The sequence below is a fragment of the Paraflavitalea soli genome (assembly GCF_003555545.1).
GTDB classification, from domain to species: Bacteria; Bacteroidota; Bacteroidia; order Chitinophagales; family Chitinophagaceae; genus Paraflavitalea; species Paraflavitalea soli.
In genome coordinates this window covers 7,991,960-8,008,771 of record NZ_CP032157.1, presented here as the reverse complement: position 1 = coordinate 8,008,771, position 16,812 = coordinate 7,991,960, and the positions used below count along the sequence as shown (strand labels likewise).

The 16,812-nt window shown below is 48.1% G+C and carries 14 protein-coding genes; 5 read left to right on the top strand and 9 right to left on the bottom strand.

Features of this window, described 5'->3' with window-relative positions:
- Positions 1-9 precede the first annotated feature (9 nt).
- Genes D3H65_RS30855 through D3H65_RS30845 form a run of 3 tightly spaced genes read right to left on the bottom strand, consistent with a single transcriptional unit; the run spans position 10 to position 1,744 of the window.
- The gene (locus D3H65_RS30855; protein WP_119054001.1) at positions 10-528 is read right to left on the bottom strand and encodes a 3'-5' exonuclease family protein; all 519 of its coding nucleotides are present in this window, start codon (positions 526-528) and stop codon (positions 10-12) included.
- 40 nt (positions 529-568) lie between these two features.
- A complete protein-coding gene (locus D3H65_RS30850) occupies positions 569-973 on the bottom strand; it encodes a VOC family protein (protein ID WP_119054000.1) in 405 nt (134 codons plus the stop codon).
- A 42-nt stretch (positions 974-1,015) separates the two neighbouring features.
- The gene (locus D3H65_RS30845) at positions 1,016-1,744 is read right to left on the bottom strand and encodes a hypothetical protein (RefSeq protein ID WP_119053999.1); all 729 of its coding nucleotides are present in this window, start codon (positions 1,742-1,744) and stop codon (positions 1,016-1,018) included.
- A 231-nt stretch (positions 1,745-1,975) separates the two neighbouring features.
- Between D3H65_RS30845 and fbaA the strand changes: the two genes are divergently transcribed.
- From fbaA to D3H65_RS30830, 3 genes are all read left to right on the top strand, one after another.
- Entirely contained in the window at positions 1,976-3,043 is a 1,068-nt protein-coding gene (gene fbaA, locus D3H65_RS30840) for a class II fructose-bisphosphate aldolase (protein ID WP_119053998.1), read from the top strand.
- Positions 3,044-3,335: 292 nt separating this feature from the next.
- Positions 3,336-4,394 (top strand): class I fructose-bisphosphate aldolase, encoded by a 1,059-nt coding sequence (locus D3H65_RS30835; protein ID WP_119053997.1) that lies wholly within the window; start codon positions 3,336-3,338, stop codon positions 4,392-4,394.
- Positions 4,395-4,519: 125 nt separating this feature from the next.
- Positions 4,520-6,001, top strand: a complete 1,482-nt coding sequence (locus D3H65_RS30830) for a hypothetical protein (RefSeq protein ID WP_162915892.1) — start codon at positions 4,520-4,522, stop codon at positions 5,999-6,001.
- Between the two features lie 21 nt (positions 6,002-6,022).
- Here the strand turns inward: D3H65_RS30830 and D3H65_RS30825 are convergent, their stop codons facing one another.
- The 5 genes from D3H65_RS30825 to pafA form a co-directional block, all read right to left on the bottom strand.
- Positions 6,023-6,529 (bottom strand): hypothetical protein, encoded by a 507-nt coding sequence (locus tag D3H65_RS30825; protein WP_162915891.1) that lies wholly within the window; start codon positions 6,527-6,529, stop codon positions 6,023-6,025.
- Between the two features lie 182 nt (positions 6,530-6,711).
- Positions 6,712-7,203 carry a hypothetical protein gene (locus D3H65_RS30820; RefSeq protein ID WP_211345575.1) on the bottom strand — a complete coding sequence of 164 codons (492 nt, stop codon included), beginning with the start codon at positions 7,201-7,203 and terminating at the stop codon, positions 6,712-6,714.
- A gap of 258 nt (positions 7,204-7,461) precedes the next feature.
- Complete coding sequence (locus tag D3H65_RS30815) at positions 7,462-8,268, bottom strand: M57 family metalloprotease (RefSeq protein ID WP_119053993.1); 807 nt, start codon at positions 8,266-8,268, stop codon at positions 7,462-7,464.
- A 384-nt stretch (positions 8,269-8,652) separates the two neighbouring features.
- Positions 8,653-11,532, bottom strand: a complete 2,880-nt coding sequence (locus D3H65_RS30810; RefSeq protein ID WP_119053992.1) for a M16 family metallopeptidase — start codon at positions 11,530-11,532, stop codon at positions 8,653-8,655.
- A 317-nt stretch (positions 11,533-11,849) separates the two neighbouring features.
- Positions 11,850-13,502: an alkaline phosphatase PafA gene (gene pafA / locus D3H65_RS30805; protein ID WP_119053991.1), complete on the bottom strand. Its 1,653-nt coding sequence runs from the start codon at positions 13,500-13,502 to the stop codon at positions 11,850-11,852.
- Positions 13,503-13,900: 398 nt separating this feature from the next.
- On the opposite strand from pafA, the gene D3H65_RS30800 reads away from it, so the two are divergent.
- Together D3H65_RS30800 and D3H65_RS30795 are read left to right on the top strand one after the other, a co-directional pair.
- Positions 13,901-15,160 (top strand): aminotransferase class I/II-fold pyridoxal phosphate-dependent enzyme, encoded by a 1,260-nt coding sequence (locus D3H65_RS30800; RefSeq protein ID WP_119053990.1) that lies wholly within the window; start codon positions 13,901-13,903, stop codon positions 15,158-15,160.
- A gap of 250 nt (positions 15,161-15,410) precedes the next feature.
- Positions 15,411-15,842, top strand: a complete 432-nt coding sequence (locus D3H65_RS30795; RefSeq protein WP_162915890.1) for a hypothetical protein — start codon at positions 15,411-15,413, stop codon at positions 15,840-15,842.
- 414 nt (positions 15,843-16,256) lie between these two features.
- Here D3H65_RS30795 and D3H65_RS30790 read toward each other — a convergent pair whose 3' ends face one another.
- Positions 16,257-16,784 (bottom strand): thioredoxin family protein, encoded by a 528-nt coding sequence (locus D3H65_RS30790; protein ID WP_119053988.1) that lies wholly within the window; start codon positions 16,782-16,784, stop codon positions 16,257-16,259.
- Positions 16,785-16,812 lie beyond the last annotated feature (28 nt).

The window sequence follows — 16,812 nt, the reverse complement described above, 5'->3', positions numbered from 1 at the left end:
AAGGATTTATTAGAATTTGATCTTAAGGCCCATCTCCTTTTTAATGGTGAGTAAGGCTTCTGCATTTCCTTTTGCGTCATCCACAGGGTGATGTGTATGCGTTGTTTTACGCAGGTGTTTAAAGTTTTGGAAGGTATCTTTCACTATACCTTTGTAGAGGCTGCCCAGGTTGTAGGAACTGTGGCCAAAGGGATTGGACCCGGTAAAGTGGTGAAAATACCAGCAGATGAACATCCAGTCGAAGCCATTGTTATCGCTGATGAATACAGGCCTGTCTTTTACTACTTCTTTGAGCCAGGCTGCAAAGTTTTCCATTACTGATTTGGGATCGTCAAAGGCAAGTGTCTGTTCGCGGGTAAAGCCTGAAACAGCCAGTGCTTCAGGAATGAATTTATCGGAGATGGGCTTTAGCTGTCCATAGAAGGTTTTGGTCAAGCCCTCCTCTACTATTACTGCTCCAAAGCAGATCATGGAGTAGTCGCCAGGAATGGGGCCATCGCTTTCGATATCGACCATTATATAGGCCATTGTTGTGTTAGTTTTGTGTGTTCTGTGAAATTGTTATTGGTTATTGAGGATATGGACAGGTTACCTCCAACCGGTTGTTGTCAGGATCGAGGGTCTCGAATTCATAATAGCCATCGCCTGTTTTGCGGGGACCGCTCAGTACCTGAAAACCATCCTCCTGCAATTGCTTTGCTTTGGCTTCTACCTCCTGGACGGTATCAACACCAAATGCGAGGTGGATAATACCTTTGTATTGGGCTTTTATGGTATCGTTTTGATTGTCGGGAATATTGGGCATGGACATGATCTCGAGCCGGGCGCCGGATTGAAAGCTGAGGAAATAACTTTGGAATTGCTTTTTCTCATTGGTGTACTTCTCATTGGGAACAGCTCCAAAATACTTTATGTAGTATGCCTTTAGTTGCTCCAGTTGACCGGTCCAGATGGCCACATGTTCTAATATCATAGTATTGGGTTTGAAATTCCCGGTAAAGATACCCGTTGCATCCTAATTATTATCCATGAGTATCAACCGCCATTTACGGGCTATTACCTGGTCTAAGATATACAGGAAATTGTCTTTATCGGGCTGTAACCTTGGATCGGCGAAGGCGGTGTCGGTCCTGATGCAATGGCTGATCAATTGCACTTTGTCGACCGTAAATTCATTGTAGGTCTCTTCGCCAAAAACCTTTTTGATGTTCTCATCCCAATATACGGAGTCCATCACAATCTGCTTCTCAAAAGCCTCACACCTCACCCTGAGCAAATTGAAAAAGGTAACATTGAATTGCAGATCGCCCAATTGGACCTGGGGCCAGTTGGCTTTGAAAGTATCGGGCAGGCATTTGTAAAAGAACAAGTAATTGAGGCTTCCGGTAAAGTATTCTTCTTTGTGCTGGCCAACAGTTGCTTCTAATAGTTCGAAAGCCAGTTGCTTATCAAAAGAAGCAGGCGGGCTGATATGCCTGGTAAAGCGGTCATCCCCGCGCCTGAAGTTTGTATCAACACGGAGTAATCCCTTAAAAGCCTTCTGCAGCTTGTCACTTTGAAAATTGAGTTCGGGATACTGCCGGAAAAAGGAATCCACACGCTCCTTATCGAAGACCAGGAAACCAAATTTGTCTTCATTGCCCGGGTAATAATTGGAGCTTACCTGGTCGATATAGCTGGTGCGATTTCCGCAGGCGGCAAAAAGCATTGCCCATATCAGCAGGAAGGAGTTAACAGTGCGCATGGGTTGTAGGATAAATCTGCTCCAAAATAGGGCATTAAAATGGCACCCGCAAGCCCCTACTACTATAAAAGCCTGTATTTCAACACCTTTTTAATGTGTCGCTTCAACATGAAAGTTGCCAGTGACTTTTCTTATCTTCGCCGCGCATTTAAGAAAAGAAGGCTTTTTCTTAAATAATTCTCAACAACCACGACTACTTATTAATTAAATAAAAGAAAAAACAGGAAAATCATGAAGAAATATAAAGCCGGGGTGCTTTTTGGCGAAGAATTGGAAGCCCTTTATAAAGATGCCAAAGAGAACCAGTTTGCCCTGCCCGCCGTGAATACGATCGGTACGAATACGATCAATGCTGTGCTGGAAACAGCGGCCAAGGTCAATTCTCCCGTTATCATCCAGTTTTCCAATGGCGGCGCGCAGTTCATCGCCGGTAAAGGCATGCCCAACGACCAGTTGCAAGCCAATATCTCGGGTGGTATCTCCGGCGCGCTGCACATCCATAATGTAGCCAAATATTACGGTGTACCGGTGGTTCTGCACACTGACCATGCGGCCAAGAAATGGTTGCCCTGGATCAGCGGACTGATCGATGCCGGCGAACAATATTTCAAAGAAAAAGGCCAGCCGCTTTTCAGCTCGCATATGCTGGACCTGAGTGAAGAGCCGATCGAAGAGAATATCCACACATCTGTTGAGTTCTTCAAACGCATGCAGCCGCTGGGTATGGCCATCGAGATCGAACTGGGTGTAACGGGTGGTGAAGAAGATGGTGTTGACAACAGTGGCGTTGAAAATGACAAGCTCTATACGCAGCCCGAGCACGTAAGCTATGCTTATACGGAACTGAGCAAAGTGGGCCGCCTGTTCAGCGTAGCCGCCGCCTTTGGTAATGTGCACGGGGTGTACAGTCCCGGTAATGTTGAACTGCGTCCGGAGATCCTCAAGAATAGCCAGGACTTTATTGAAAAGACGTTGAAAACAGGCCCCAAGCCAGTGTATTTCGTATTCCATGGCGGTAGCGGCTCCCCCCAACACCAGATCAGGGAAGCGATCAGCTACGGTGCTATCAAAATGAACATCGATACGGATCTCCAATGGAGCTTCTGGGAAGGTGTGCTGAACTACTATAAAAAGAACGAAGGGTTCCTGCAAGGTCAGTTGGGCAATCCGGAAGGAAAAGACAAACCGAATAAGAAATACTACGATCCCCGTGTATGGCTGCGTAAAGGAGAAGAAACCTTTATCAAGCGCCTGGAAGTAGCATTTGATGATCTGAACTGTATCAATAGGAACGCGTAAGAAGCAAGCTACGAGTGACGAGCTGTGAGCTACGAGCCAAATACAGCTTTGAAAGCAAGGTAACGAGAAAGCCTTAAGGCGACGCCTTGTTCAGATTTATAAAACATTCACTGATACGGGGCGATGGTTTGAAGCCCGTCAACAGAATGGCAACATAGTTTAAAAGTCTCCTGCTTTGCGGGAGACTTTCTTGTTTTTTATCTAGCGGGGAGAGGTGGCATGCAGCTGGCAGTGGTTGCCCGGCAGGGCGCATCCTTCTATCTTTGGGCGGCAGTAAACAAACTTATCGATTATGCCATCAAAGAAAATCACAGACCTGCTGGGCGATAAAGCCGCTTATTTATTGGAGCATCAGTGTAAGACGATCGACAAATCAACGATCTCGCTCCCCTCTCCCGATCATGTGGAGAAAAGCTGGATCACCAGTAACCGTAGCAACCAGGTGCTGCGCAGCATCCAAACCTTACTGGGGCACGGCCGCCTGGCCAATACAGGTTATTGCAGCATCTTCCCGGTAGACCAGGGCATTGAACACAGTGCGGGATCGGCCTTTGCACCCAACCCCATTTATTTCGACCCGGAGAATATTGTGAAACTGGCGATGGAAGGGGGTTGTAATGCAGTAGCGTCTACCTATGGTGTATTGGGTATCATGAGCCGTAAATATGCGCACCGCATTCCTTTTGTGGTAAAGATCAACCACAATGAATTCCTGAGTCTGCCCAACCGCTTTGACCAAACGATGTTTGGCACGGTAAAGAGCGCCTGGAATATGGGAGCGGTAGCTGTAGGCGCTACGATCTACTGGGGCTCGGCAGAAAGCGCCCGCCAACTGAAGGAAGTAGCGGAAGCATTTGAACTGGCGCATGAGCTGGGCATGGCTACTATCCTGTGGTGTTATACACGCAACAATGGCTTTAAGGTGGATGGAGTGGATTATCATACTTCCGCGGACCTTACAGGCCAGGCCAATCACCTGGGGGTAACCTTACAAGCGGATATCATCAAACAAAAACTACCTACGAATAATGGCGGTTACCTGGCTACGAAACATGGCAAGACCTCTCCGCTGGTCTATGAAAAGCTGACCACGGATCACCCTATTGATCTGTGCCGCTACCAGGTGTTGAATTGCTATAGTGGCCGTGTGGGCCTGATCAACAGCGGCGGTGAAAGCAAGGGAGCGAGTGACCTGCAGGATTCTGTGTACACGGCAGTGATCAATAAACGGGCCGGTGGCATGGGGTTGATCCTGGGACGGAAAGCTTTCCAGCGACCCTTCAATGAAGGGGTGGCGCTCCTGAACGCTACGCAGGATGTGTATCTGGATAAAGATATTACGGTAGCTTAATCTAATGAAGTTTAAGGGTGAGCCGCCTTTGAAAGGCGACCCACCCTTAAACAGTACAAGAGGTGACACCTTTCGTTTGCATCGAAAAGGAAAGGTGTCACCTCTTTTTTGTATTTTTCCGATCCATGGTACGCTTCCGCTCACTTACGGGTCCACAACAACTGTCTCTCCTGCTGTATGTATTGGTAACGGTGGTGCTATGGGGGTTTGTGTGGGTACATGCTTTTGGCATGGACATGACGCATGATGAAGCGTATTCTTTCCGGCTGATCAAAACGAATTATTTCATTGCGCTGTTTGGCACTGCCAATAACCATTGGTTGAATAGTTTCTTTATGGAGCTATTCAATGACCTGTTTGGTGATGGGCCTGGCTGGGTACGGCTTCATTCGGTACTGGCCTTTCCCTTCTTTGCCTGGGCCTTGTACCGGCTGGGCAATTTGATCAAAGCAAGGGCCGGGGCCATTATTTTTTGGGCATTGGTATTGCTGAACCCCTATGTGCTGGATTTCTTTTCGCTGGCGCGTGGTTATGGACTGGCCATGACGTTCCAGGCCTGGAGTCTTTATTATTTTATCAAAGCAGCGCAGGCCCCGGCATTCCATTACCGAAGCTGGCTGATGGTGTGGCTGATGAATGCACTGATGATCGCCGCCAACCTTAGTTATTTCTATACGGCGATCGGTATGGCAGGCTTTTGTGGTTGTGTATTCATTACTTCGCTTATGCGTCGCCAGCCGGTGAGCAAAGGGCTCATCCGGATACTGGTATTGTATGGCTTGCTGTTGCTGGGTACGGTGGCTGATCTGCTGTTCATCAAATATTACGGCAAGGACCTCGGCTTTGGCGGTGATGACCAACTGATCGCTTCGCTAATGGGCTCGGTGTGGGAAGGCAGTCTTTATGGCGCCGCTTATGGTGATCTGTTGCCGGCGCTTACGTATTGTTCTTTCTTCCTGCTGCTGGTAGTGAGCGGGTGGTATGGCTGGCAGGCCCTGCGCCATAAAAAGATCAGCACAGGCTTTATACTAGCTATTCTTTTTGCAGGCATCGTGGTCCTGAACATGGTGTTTCACCTGGTGCTCAATAACCCGTATCTATTGGGACGTACGGCGCTGCAATGGTATGTACCGGGCATTTTATTGCTTTGTGTGGCCGGCAGTGAATGGGTGCCGGCAGTCAATAGTACGCGGTGGGCAGGCAGGGGCATAGCGGTGGTGGTTGCACTGATCATGGGAGCCCATTTTTATACGCGGGCCGACAGGGCTTTCTGCTTTGAATGGTCATTGCAAGCGAACAGCCGGCAGGCCTTGTACGACCTGTATGCGCAGCAGCCGCAACATGCTTCCCTGGGCTTTTCGCTGGGAGGTGTGCATATCAACTATTACAGCCTTATTGATGAAAGGTTTCAATCCATGCCGGGTAACCTGCCAGACCAAAACCCGGACGTTGCGGCCCCTGCCTTGCGGGAAGCATTGCAACGCAGTGATTATGTGATCACGGCTTTCCCGGTGACATTGCAATGCCTGCAGCAACTGGGGCTGCGGTATGAAGTATTGAAAACCTACCCGCCCGGTAATAATCAATTGATCAGGATCGATCATTGATGTTCCAGGCGTTGCTCTTATTTATTTATTTTTCCCTTTACCTTTTCCATTACCGTTGCCCTTTCCATTTCCCTTTCCCTTATTAGGACCATTACCTTTGTTGCTATTTCCGGGATGACCTTTTACCACGTAATACTTAGGATCACGGCTATCCCGTATAACCACTTGTTTTCCATGTACGCCTTTGTATTTTGCGTATTTCACCTTATGGTCGGTAAAGTGAATATAGGGCTTTGGTTCATTGATCACCACCTTATATCCTGAATAGAGGTCATAGGTCCGGTACCGTGCAGGGAGGCTGGTAGCAAATATCCATTTACCACCATTTAAATAAACAAATTGGTGGCGCGGTACATAATAATAGGCTTCCACATCGGGCAGGTAATAGTATTCTACTTCATCATACCCTACGGGGCCCCATAAGGGCTGTGTGCCGAGATTGATATTTACATTTACCTGGGCGTGGGTTTGCCGGCCAGATAGCAGCAATCCGGCTATGAGCAGTAATGCTGACATTAATCGTTTCATATACAAAGTGTTTTCGCCTTCTCTTATTCAAACGGTGTGCCCTTTTATGAGAGCGATGTCAAAAGATTGATAATGCAGGAGATAACTTAGATTAGTGATTTCACTACGCTTTATTTGCGGGCCTTGTTACACATAAAAAAGCCCTGATCGCTCAGGGCTGTATGGCAGACTGTTGTATTGTATTAGTCCCAATCTCTGTCATGTCCGCGACCTCTTCCATGTCCGCGGCCGTGTCCATGGCCACGATCCCGGTCGCGACGGTAGTCGCGGTCATTATCATACCTGGGCCGGTGATAGTCGCGGATGCAATCCTGGCGGCCGCGCCATCCCCTGTAACGGGCATACCTGTTGCGGTGATCATAAAAGTGATCGTAAGGCCTGGGTTCATTGATCACTACTTTGTATCCACCGTAGAGATCGTACCCACGGTACCTTCCGGGAAGGCTGGCAGCAAATACCCAGCGGCCGGCATCGAGGTAAATGAACTGCTGGCGGGGTACGTAATAATAAGCTTCCACATCGGGCAGGTAATAATAGTCGGCCCGGTCGTAGCCTACGGGACCCCATTGTGGCTGTGTGCCGATATTCACACTTACGCTTACCTGTGCGCTGGCCTGCATCACGGCGAGGGAGCATCCTGTTGCCAGTAATAATACTACACCTATTCGTTTCATAATCTTTTGATTTGGTTCTGTGTATATTATTCCAAAGCATATGCCCCATTCTATTGACAATTTGTTAATACAGTAATCCTTAACAAAGTATAATCATAAAAAAAGCCGGCAATTAAACTTACCGGCTTTTGTGTAGTCGCCCCACATACGGGGATTAGATGATGGTGCTGAGTGTGCCGAAGGGCATCGGCGTACTCCTTAGATCAGGGTGAGCCGCCCTTGAAGGGCGACCCACTCTTCGGAGAAACTCAGTCCGAATTAATAGATGTAATTCAGGGCAGTAATATCACTGCTGATGAATGGACGGTTTACGCCATTACCGATGCAGGCCAGCATCCAGGAGCCGGCTACGGCATTGGTAGAAGGTGTTCCGGGGATCAGGATAGCGCCAACGCCTGCCTGACCTTCATTAACGGCCGATCCGCCGCAACTATAAGCGCGGTTGGCATAGTCGGTATGACGGAAACCAATACAATGGCCTACTTCATGGGCGATGATGGAAGTAACGGTATTGATGTTCCAGGTGTCGAGGTAACTCCTGTTGACCAATACAGAGTTGTAAGGATTACCGCTGGAAGTGGGGAAACCGGCAGAAGCCAGGTAACCTGCTCCTGAGGGAGCGGGGTTGATCACGATGTTGCCGCCGGAGGTAACCCTTGAAAAAGTAATGCGCAAGGCCTGGGCATTGTACCGGGCAATGGCAGCGTCGGTAGCGGTAATGTACCTGGCGGGCAGGGAAGAATTGACGCGGATAGTGATGTTCCGCGGCAAACCAGTTACCGTATTGGTGGTACGGTATTGTTCTTCATCGCCTACGCGGATCAACTTGCGGTCGGGAGTCTGAGACAGGTCATCCTCGGTAATAACGATATCCCCTTCCACCAGGTAACCTTCGGGGTGCCTGGACACGTTTTGGGTACCAAAACCCAGGGCATAGATCTTGTCCAATACTTGTTTGGAGATCTCCTCTTGTACGGGAGCTTGTTCCTTAGCATCTTTCTTACAGGAAAAAAATACGACTGTGAGCAGGGCAAATACGGCTGCCACTTTTAGAAGACTTCTCATGTGCTTTTGCTTTTTTTGGTTAACAAAAAATAGAATGACAGTATGCAGAGTAACTACACACAATGTTGCGGGAGAGTTGCTACCAAAAAATCAGGAACGTTAGGGGGAAAGAATAGAAACCAACTATGCTTGTAAGTTAGTACGAAAAAGAAAACGTTAAACTATTATTATAACAACTAAGTTGCAGATGTCGGAATTCCGAAATACAAATGAGGAAATTACGGAGGCTTAGGATACTGCATTCGGTACAGCACTAAGGTATGTGGGTATCGGCCATTGTGTATCGACTGCTTTTTATAATCTGCTATATTCTTCTAAATCAAAGGCCCTGACAATTGAATGACAATCGTCAGGGCCTTCGTGTAGGCATATCATTGATTTAACTCAAAATCCTTTCTTAGCGGGCTCAGCGGGCGCTGTCTTGCCGCTGTAGTTTTCGGGCATTTGTACTGCATAGAACTGGTTCTTACCGTCGAGGATCAATTTGGCTACTTGCTGTACATCCTTCACCGTTAGCTTGTTAATGTACTTTTCGGCATGCACGAAACGGTCGGGATCATCTCCTTTGAACTTAATGTCCATCAGGGCGCCCAGCCAGGTAGCGTTTTCTTTCATCTTGACCTTGTTTTGTTCCAGCCACTGGATCTTGACCTTGTTGAGGTAACTGGTATCGGGGCCTTTGGCAGCGATATCAGCAAACTCTTTCTTCACGGCCTTGAGCAGGGTGTCTACTTTCTCGGGACCACAAGGAAGCTGCAATACGAATGTGTAATTGGTATAGGGGTATTTTTCCAAACCACCGTTTGTACCACCACCATAAATACCCTGTACTTTTTCGCGCAGTTCTTCGATGATGCGGATGTTCAGTACTTCGCTCAGGGCCTGTGCTTTCAGGTCCATCTCTTCGCTGTACGGCATTTCGCCGGAATAGAAAGCCAGGATGAGGCTTTTCTCTTCCTTACCCTTGTTGATGGTAAGGTTTTGCTTACCACCCACAGGACGCACTTTGTTATCAACCAGGGAGAACTTCTTGCTGGTAGCAGGCAGGCTGGCTACGTATTTCTCGATATAAGGGATGATCTCTTCTTCCTTGAAGGAACCTACAAAAACGAAGTTCATACCGTTCACATCGCCAAAACGTTCTTTGTAGATAGCCAGGGAACGATCGAGGTTGATCTGATCGAAGAAAGCGCTGTTGGGCACGGCTATCGGGGCCAGGGGATTATTGCCATACATGGTCTTGTACATGGTGTCAATAAATACGGCCTGGGGATTGGCGCTGATATTGGCAAACTGGGATTTGTTGCGCTGTACATAAGAACGGAAGAGGGCGGTATCCTTGCGGGGAGCGGTAAAATACAGGTAAGATAGCTGGAACATGGTCTCCAGGTCCTTCACGCTGGAAGTGCCTCTCATGCCTTCTGCAATAGCAGAGAAGGTAGGATTGACGCTGGCAGTCTTACCAGCCAGTACCTTGCGGAGATCGGTAGGAGAAAAATCGCCTATACCCATGGTGCTTACCAACTGGATAGCATATTCTGCATTGAACTTATCGGCGAGGCCGTAATTGTTCTTACCGCCGGGCCTGGTAGCGCCCATTAAGATCTGATCGTTCTTAAAATCGGTAGGCTTGAGGGTGACGGTAACGCCATTGGAGAGTTTCAGTTCGGTAGTACCGAGTAAGGCATTCTTTGTTTTGGAAATGACTTTACCGGCTACTGGCAGTTTGGTCAATAAAGTGGTAGCCACGGCTTTTTCCTCATAAGGCTTGATGTCGGCTTTCTCTTTGGCATCAATAACAGCGAGGAGGTCTTTGCCTTCAGGCAGTTTATCACCAGCTTTGGGCTCAGGACCTTGTACGTATACGAAACGGTTCTTGTCGTCTTTGAACTTTTTGGATACAGCATTCACTTCATCGAGTGTAATGCCGGGCACGAGGGTCTTTATGTATTCGTATTCCTTGTCGATGCCGGGAATAGGTTCCTGCTGGAGGAAGTGATTGGTGTATTCTTCTACATAATTGTCGGACTCGGTCTTATCCCTGTTGTTCCAGGCGCGTTCGAAATTGGCCTGCATGGTCTTTTTAGCGCGGTCCAGTTCGGCCGCAGTAAAGCCAAACCTTTTTACTCTTTCAATCTCTTCGACTAAGGCATTGAGGGCTTTGTTCACATCACCGGTACCGGCAGCGGCAAAGGCGCCAAAGGCATCATAACCCCGGGCATAAGAACCGAAGCTAACGGAACCAAAGAGAAAAGGCGGGTTTGTTTGCTGGGTAAGCTCCTGCAGGCGCTGGTTGGTAAGGGATACAAACATTTGCTTTACCAGGTGATCGCGGTAGCCGCCTACATTGGAAGCAGCGGCTTCTTTGAAAGCGGGGTAATTGATGGATACGGTATAGCTGGTAGCTTCTTTATCGGTAACGACCATGGCATCGGTAGAAGCATACGGAGGTACATCGGCATACTCCCTGGTGCGGGGTGAAGCGGGATTGGTCATACCTGCAAAGTGCTTGCGGATCAATTCCTCCGCTTTGGCAGGTTCGATATCCCCTACTACGATCACGGCCATGAGATTGGGCCGGTACCAGTCTTTGTAAAAGCGACGGATGACATCGGGTTTGAAATTGCGGATGATGGTGTCTACGCCAATTGGTAAACGTTTGGCATATTTGGAACCTTCAAACAATTTGGGGTAGATCTTCTTGAACATGCGGTCGTTGGCGCCTTTGCCCAAACGGCTCTCTTCGAGGATGATGGGCTTCTCGCTCTGGATATCATCATCGAGGTAGGTAACATTGTGTGCCCAATCTTCCAGCACCTGGAAACCTTTTTCGAGGTTGCCGGGCTTATCGGTCGGTATGGGGAGGATGTACACGGTCTCATCAAAGCTGGTAAAGGCATTGAGGTCGTTGCCAAAACCAACGCCGATATCCTGGAGGAAAGAAACGATGTCGTTCTTCTTAAAATGGGTAGTACCATTGAAGGCCATGTGCTCGGCCATGTGGGCCAGGCCCTGCTGGTCATCATCTTCATTGATGGAACCGGCATTTAGCACGAGGCGGAGCTCTACTTTCTGTTCGGGCTTCTTGTTTTGGCGAATGTAGTAAGTAAGGCCATTCTCGAGCTTGCCAATCTTTACTTTGGGATCCACGGGAATGGTGGCCCGCAGATCGGGATTGGTGTTTTGAGTGATGGCTGACCTGGTGGAAAAAATGGCTACAAGCAGCAGCAGCCATCGTGAAAAGGCAGCGAAGGGTTTGTTCATAATCATGTTTGTTTTAACTGCACAAATATATCTGTACAGCCTAGCAAAATACGTCCTTTTATAAAAATGCGGTAAAAATGGATCTATTTACCCATTTACCACGCTTTCATGGTAAGTATAGGGTTGGGTATCAAAGGAAACGGGTGAGCCGCCCTTTGGAGGGCGACCCACCCGTTTGTGGGTATTAGCTGTTAGCATTTAGCTGTTAGGGCGTTTGCTTCGATAGCGGATTTCTCACTGCGCTGCGCTTCGTTCGAAATGACAAAGAAGGGAGCGTTCAAAAAAAGGAAGCGTTCGAAACGACAGGAAGAGAGAGTCTACTTCATCACTTCTTCCACTACCTTACCGGTGGTGCCGTTGGGCATCTGGATATGGAGTAAAGCGGCAATGGTAGGGGCAATATCGCTCATATAGGTTTCGCGGTTGGTGCGGCCGGGTTTGATACCCCAACCATAAAACAACATGGGGATGTGGGCATCATAGGGATTCCAGATGCCGTGGGTGGTACCGGTGGGACCTCCATCGATCCAGCCTGGCTGGAGCACGATCTGGATATCGCCGCTGCGGCGGGGATACCAGCCATTGACCATCATCTCACGCTGTTTGGAAGTGAGGGGCACATTCATGATCTCATCAATGGCAAAAGCGCGGGATATACCTTCCTGTTTGCCGAGGTAATCAACGATCCATTGCTTGACGGCTTTCTTGTCGAGCTTCATGGAATCGAGCAGGGCATGGTTGAGGTGTATCTGGTAGTTGTAATTGCTGACAATGGCTTTGCCGGTAATACCAAAATTGTCCAGGAGACCTTTGTTGATCTCTTTGGCCCAACGCTCGTCATCAATGGTACCGCCTGGTAATTTGTTTTCCTTCATAAACCCGGGCACATGGGCCACGCCGTGGTCGGCACTCAGGAATACGAGGTATTCGCCCTTGCCTACTTTCTCATCGAGGAAACGGAAGAGGTTGCCAAAGGTGGTATCGAGGCGGAGGAAGTCATCTTCCTGCTCTATGGAGTTGGGACCAAAAGAATGGCCTACATAATCGGGAGAAGAAAAGCTCACGGCGAGGAAATCGGTGATGTCATCAGCACCCAGCTGCTCATTGATCACGGCTGCTTTGGCCATGTCGGCTGTCATGGAGTTGCCATACGGTGTGCTGGCGATGGCGCCATAGTTCTTACCAATGAATTTCTTCAGGTCGTAAGGAAACCCTTTTTGGTCAGCGCCAAATGATTTGCCTTCATAGGGCTTTTCATCGGCAGTGCTTTGCACATAAGTATCTTTGGGATAGAGGAGGTTCCAGTCGAGTGCATAATATTTATCAACGACCTTCTGTGCGTTGAAATCCTTTACCCACTGAGGCAGGTCGTTCATGTAATAAGTAGAGGTGATCCAGTCGCCGGTTTTGCTATCGTACCAATAAGCGGCATTGGCTGAATGGCCGGCGGGGAGGATACCACCGCGGTCTTTAATGGCGATGCCCACCACTTTGCTCCTGAAATTGGTAGCGAGGCGGAGTTCATCGCAAATGGTATTGGTGAGCATGTTGCGGGGGCTCATTTCACCATTGACGCCGGTGGTACCTACTGACTTTACGGTCTTGTCTTCTGCGCAGTAAACGCTGCGTTGCAGGTCTCTGTCCCACCAGGCATTGCCGGTGATGCCATGAACGGCGGGGACGCTGCCGGTGTAGATACAGGTGTGTCCGCAGGCGGTGATGGTGGGTGTATACGGGATGAGGGTATTCTCTGCTGTAAAACCCTGCTGGAGGAAACGTTTAAAGCCACCATCGGATTTATAGCGATCATAATAGCGATAGAGATAATCCCAGCGCATCTGGTCGACCACGATACCCACCACCAATTTGGGGCGGTTGGGGGTGTTTACATCGGTGGTTTTGGCGCGCCGTTGGGCAAAGGAGGTGATTGCAAGCGTTACAAAAAAGGAGCTCAGGAGTAATTTTCGCATTACTTACTATTTTCCGGCAAAGATATAGGCCCTCTTATATTGGCGTATTAAAATTTGATCAACAAACGATTGCGTTTTTTTGCTTGCGGGGGAGAATACAGAATTCAGCATACAGGATACAGAATTGAGCAGTTAGCAGTTAGCTTTTAGTTATTAGCCTCTCAGGGTTTGATCTTGTACAAGGGGTGGGTCCGTGCAAGCAGCAGCATTTCATTCTGCATGCTGTATTCTGAATTCTACATTCTCTTTTTTAACATTCTTTCAACTTATTGGCTAAAAATGGGTCCCACGCTATCTTTTGGCTTTTTTACAAGGATGCTGTATACCAGCCATTACGGCAAAAACGTTATTTTTGCGCCTTCGGATCATCGTCATCTAACCTTTAACAAATCCATAATATGGCAGACATTTTCGAAAGATTGTTGAAAAACTATGGCCCTATCGGCCAGCACCGTGAACGAGCGCATGGGTATTTTGCTTTCCCCAAACTGGAGGGAGAGATCGGGAGCCGCATGAAGTTCCGGGGCAAGGAGATGGTAGTGTGGAGCCTGAATAATTACCTTGGACTGGCCAATCACCCCGAAGTACGTAAAGCGGATGCTGATGGCGCAGCGCAGTTTGGCCTGGCCAGCCCGATGGGTGCCCGGATGATGAGTGGCAATACGAATTACCATGAGCTGCTGGAACAACAATTGGCCGAATTTGAAAGCAAGGAAGATGCGATCCTGCTCAATTTTGGATACCAGGGTATGGTGAGCATTATTGATGTGCTGTGCGGTCGTCATGATGTGATCGTATATGATGCGGAGAGTCATGCCTGCATTATCGATGGATTGCGGTTGCACCCCGGCCATCGCTATGTATACAAGCACAATGACCTGGAAGATTTTGAAAAACAATTACAGCGGGCCACTGCACTGGTAGAAAAGCAAAAAGCAGGTGGCATACTGGTGATCACGGAAGGTGTATTTGGCATGGCAGGCGACCAGGGCAAGATCAAAGAGATCGTGGAGCTGAAAGATAAATATGATTTCAGGCTGCTGGTGGATGATGCGCATGGATTTGGTACGCTGGGTGAAACAGGCGCCGGCGCCGGTGAAGCACAAGGAGTGCAGGACGGCATCGACCTGTATTTTAGCACTTTTGCCAAATCGATGGCCTCTATCGGCGCCTTTGTAGCCGGCACCAAATCGATCATCGATTATATCCGGTACAATATCCGCAGCCAAATCTTTGCGAAGAGCTTACCGATGCCTTTGGTGATCGGCAACCTGAAGCGGCTGGAATTGCTGCGCACGCGTCCTGAGCTCAAGAACAAGCTGTGGGAGAATGCATTGAAACTGCAAAAGGGGCTCAAGGAGAAGGGCTTTAATATTGGCAAAACGGACTCGGTTGTAACACCGGTATATATGAATGGCGGGGTAGAAGAAGCCACGGCGATGGTGATGGACCTGCGGGAGAACTATGGTATCTTCTGTTCGATCGTGGTGTACCCGGTTATTCCCAAGGGGCATATCATCTATAGGCTGATCCCTACAGCAGCACACAATGATGAAGATATCCAGCTGACATTGACAGCTTTTGAGGAGACAAAGAAGAAGCTGGATGCGGGCGCTTACAAAGTAGAAGCGATCCCTGATATGGCGGAAGTACAGTAGATTGTTCTATATCAAATTTGATGGATATCAAAAAAGGGTGAGCCGTCCCGACTGTGAAGTACGGGACGACCCACCCTTTCTTAATTATCCAACCCTCCAACGTATTGTTTAGCAGGTTGATCGTTATTATCGGTCAGTTCATCGTTTTTGTGCAAAGACCCCAGGTATAAGCCTGATATAATATGTACTTTTCTCCCCAAATAATCGTTTTTATCTCGAAAAGGGCCCCCTTCCCCTTAAACCCGGCTTCATGAGAGCAGTTATTGTCTTACTGGTATTGTGTTTTCTTTGCGGCAGTTCTGTTCATGCGCAGCGAAAACGCCCCACTGATAGTGTGGATGTTACTATCCGTCTCAGCAATGCTGCCAGGAGTGTTGTTACTGATTCTGTGCTGGTGATCTTTGACCGCTATGATCATAGCGGGGCGGGCACGATCAAAGGCATCTATTACCCGGTCAACAATGAGATCGTTATTGCTAAAGTGCCACCTGCCCGTTATTATATAGAAGTATACTGCCTGGGGGCGGGCCGGGAAAACTTCAATGAACTCACTTATGTCAACCGCCGGCACAGCAATGTATTTACTTACCGCATTCAAAAAAGCAGCACTTTCACACCCGGCCTGGCGGTGATCCCGGTAGAACCCATCAATTTGAGCAAGCTGGAGATCTTGAAGCAGTAGGAATGGCTATTAGCTTTTAGGAGTTAGCTTTTAGCGGTTAGCTATTAGCATTGGGTTGGAGCGGGCATAAAAAAAGAGTCCCGCATTGCTGCGGGACTGCACTAATCAAATACCATTAACCATTAAACCTTATCCTATGAAAATTCAAATATAAGATGATCAATGTGAAACAATGGTTGCACAATGAGAATATTTTTGTACTAATTGATTTAGGTCAACACATGAATAAAGGGTTTACCTTCAACGAATACAGCATAAACTTTTACCATGGATATGCAAACGTTTGCGGACAGTCGCAAATTTAAAGATTGGCTGCTAAACCGTTATTCTTATCATGTTTTCGAGGTATACTAATATTCGCCTACTGTTAACCTATTTTAACATTTGCCATTCTTACCACCTGTTTTCAACAGGCTACCAACTTGCTTTAAACTTCTTCTGGTACTCTTCGAATCCTATTTTAGCATCCTGGCCTTCTCCGAAATATTTAACGAGCAATTCGAGTTCGGGTGGTGTGAGGTAACCGGGAATAGCTTGTGGTTCGCCATCGACAGGAATGATGACGGTCGTTGGATAGGATAACTGACCTTTTGTGAGGTATACTGCAAAATCGTTGGTCCGATAGTTTTGGTTGAAGGTATAGGTTCTGCCCTTCCAGGTAATGGCGCTTTTGGTCTCTGCATCGACTTTGGCTGTGTAGAATTTATCGTTGAGGTAGGCGCCTACTTTCTTGTTGGCATATGTCTTTTTGTCCATCACCTTGCACCAGCCGCACCAGTCGGTATACAGGTCAATGAGCACGGGCTTCTTTTGCTTCCGGAGGCTGTCGGACACCTGCTGCAGGGTCATCCATTGGGTTTTGTCGTTGGTTTCCAGGGGCCGCTGGCCGCAGGAAAAAACAATGATCCAGGCAAACAAAAGGGCGGGTTTCAAGGTTTGCATACTTAATTTTGTTTTAGGGTATCCGGTA

Coding starts and splice junctions, on each gene's coding strand:
- D3H65_RS30810 (WP_119053992.1), bottom strand. CDS start 11,532: ATGAACAAACCCTTCGCTGCCTTTTCACGATGGCTGCTGCTGCTTGTA.
- D3H65_RS30850 (WP_119054000.1), bottom strand. CDS start 973: ATGATATTAGAACATGTGGCCATCTGGACCGGTCAACTGGAGCAACTA.
- D3H65_RS30820 (WP_211345575.1), bottom strand. CDS start 7,203: ATGAAACGAATAGGTGTAGTATTATTACTGGCAACAGGATGCTCCCTC.
- D3H65_RS30815 (WP_119053993.1), bottom strand. CDS start 8,268: ATGAGAAGTCTTCTAAAAGTGGCAGCCGTATTTGCCCTGCTCACAGTC.
- D3H65_RS30845 (WP_119053999.1), bottom strand. CDS start 1,744: ATGCGCACTGTTAACTCCTTCCTGCTGATATGGGCAATGCTTTTTGCC.
- D3H65_RS30790 (WP_119053988.1), bottom strand. CDS start 16,784: ATGCAAACCTTGAAACCCGCCCTTTTGTTTGCCTGGATCATTGTTTTT.
- D3H65_RS30795 (WP_162915890.1), top strand. CDS start 15,411: ATGAGAGCAGTTATTGTCTTACTGGTATTGTGTTTTCTTTGCGGCAGT.
- fbaA (WP_119053998.1), top strand. CDS start 1,976: ATGAAGAAATATAAAGCCGGGGTGCTTTTTGGCGAAGAATTGGAAGCC.
- D3H65_RS30835 (WP_119053997.1), top strand. CDS start 3,336: ATGCCATCAAAGAAAATCACAGACCTGCTGGGCGATAAAGCCGCTTAT.
- D3H65_RS30830 (WP_162915892.1), top strand. CDS start 4,520: ATGGTACGCTTCCGCTCACTTACGGGTCCACAACAACTGTCTCTCCTG.
- D3H65_RS30825 (WP_162915891.1), bottom strand. CDS start 6,529: ATGAAACGATTAATGTCAGCATTACTGCTCATAGCCGGATTGCTGCTA.
- D3H65_RS30855 (WP_119054001.1), bottom strand. CDS start 528: ATGGCCTATATAATGGTCGATATCGAAAGCGATGGCCCCATTCCTGGC.
- D3H65_RS30800 (WP_119053990.1), top strand. CDS start 13,901: ATGGCAGACATTTTCGAAAGATTGTTGAAAAACTATGGCCCTATCGGC.
- pafA (WP_119053991.1), bottom strand. CDS start 13,502: ATGCGAAAATTACTCCTGAGCTCCTTTTTTGTAACGCTTGCAATCACC.